The following is a 1482-nucleotide window of genomic DNA, read 5'->3' as shown; positions in this document are numbered from 1 at the left end:
TACCAATGCCTTTACCGATAAAGAAAAACAAACGGTAAACACGGTAGAAAAAGATATCGAATATTTAAAAAACATAAATATAGGAACAAGAAATTTACTGTATGCAGGAAAATGCGAAAAAGAAAAATTGTTTGGGTATATAAGTGATGGCGGTATAGTAACGAACAATGAACGAGATATTTATACTGACTTTATAGAGGTTAAAGACTACTTGAAAGTAGTCGTAAAATGTTGGAATAAGCCATCAGTGGGTCACCCTGTCATAGCTTTTTACGATAAAGATAAAAAATTTATCACAAAAGAATATCTCACTGAAAATACTTATTCAGAAATGATCCTTGATATACCTGCTAATACCTTTTATTTACGAATATCAACCCCGCGTCCATCAACTACAAACGGGAAATACAAAGTAGAATTTGGAGACAAAGCAACCGATTATACAGACGCACCGGAAGACTTTGTGCTTGATTTCCAAACAGAAGATCCACTAAATGTTTATCTAGAAGCCATTAAATAATCAACCTATGCAGACCCTTGCGCTAAAACCTTTTGCAAACCGATTATTAGACACTCTTAAACGAATAGCATATGATATTAAAGCGGTTAAAAATATCCGTATAGGAGGAAAAAACCTTTGGTATGAAAAAAAATGTGAAAACGAGGATTTAACCGGTACTATAGGAGAAAACGGAGAAATTGTACGCGATTGGGGTACATTAGTAACCAACTATATTGAGTTTGAAGATTACGGGGCAATAACCGTTAAATTTTGGGATCCATGCGAAACAAGATATCCGGTTATTGCTTTTTATGATAAAGATAAAAAATGTATCAATCGTATAGAAATCAAAGGCTATAAATATTCAATATTTACCTATAATAGACCAACAGAAGCTTTTTATCTTAGAATAGCAGCGCCACGCTCGTATAAATATAAATTCGAATTTGGAGAAAAGGCAACCGATTATACTCCCGCCCCTGAAGATTACCCATACATAAATCAAAAAATTTATGACAAAGAAACTCTCAACTGGAATTTTCATCCGAAAACCAACGTAACTTCTTTTTTAGCTGTAAAAGAAGGAGGCTTAGTTGTAATCACGGCAACAATAAATATAGAAAACGCCGAAGAAAAAGAGGTAATAACCTTATTTAAAGTCCCTGAAGAATTGAAAGGCAAGACTGATGTAAACCAATTAATAAATGTCGTTAGAAAGGGGACGGTCATGGGTAACAGAAGTACCCTCAGAGAGTTGGATTATTTCTGTTGGGATGGTAGCGTAACTATTTCTAATACTGAATTCGAAGGAGTATATGACAGCTTTAACGATTTCAAAAACAGCACAGTACAAATAACGTTAACTTACCCCTGCTTAAAAATTTAGATACCGCCCGTAAGTAATTGAGATAAATATATGAAATGAAAGAAATAATAGATAAAATAATGTCTTTCGGCGATTGGTTTATAACCAACGCTTT

2 protein-coding genes are annotated in these 1482 nt (G+C 33.7%); both read left to right on the top strand.

Annotated elements, in window-relative coordinates:
* Nucleotides 1–520: hypothetical protein (locus GFU93_RS00115; protein ID WP_160565897.1), on the top strand; the 520-nt coding region annotated here is incomplete at its 5' end.
* 7 nt (nucleotides 521–527) lie between these two features.
* Entirely contained in the window at nucleotides 528–1388 is an 861-nt protein-coding gene (locus tag GFU93_RS00110; RefSeq protein ID WP_160565895.1) for a hypothetical protein, read from the top strand.
* The last annotated feature ends 94 nt before the right edge of the window (nucleotides 1389–1482 follow it).

The organism is Apibacter sp. B3546 (assembly GCF_009827885.1).
Classification (GTDB): domain Bacteria; phylum Bacteroidota; class Bacteroidia; order Flavobacteriales; family Weeksellaceae; genus Apibacter.
Note: the sequence above shows the minus strand (reverse complement) of the source record. Positions and strands in the feature narration are given on the sequence as shown.

Excerpts from the sequence above, each read along its gene's own strand:
- GFU93_RS00110 (WP_160565895.1), top strand. The coding sequence starts at position 528 with ATGCAGACCCTTGCGCTAAAACCTTTTGCAAACCGATTATTAGACACT.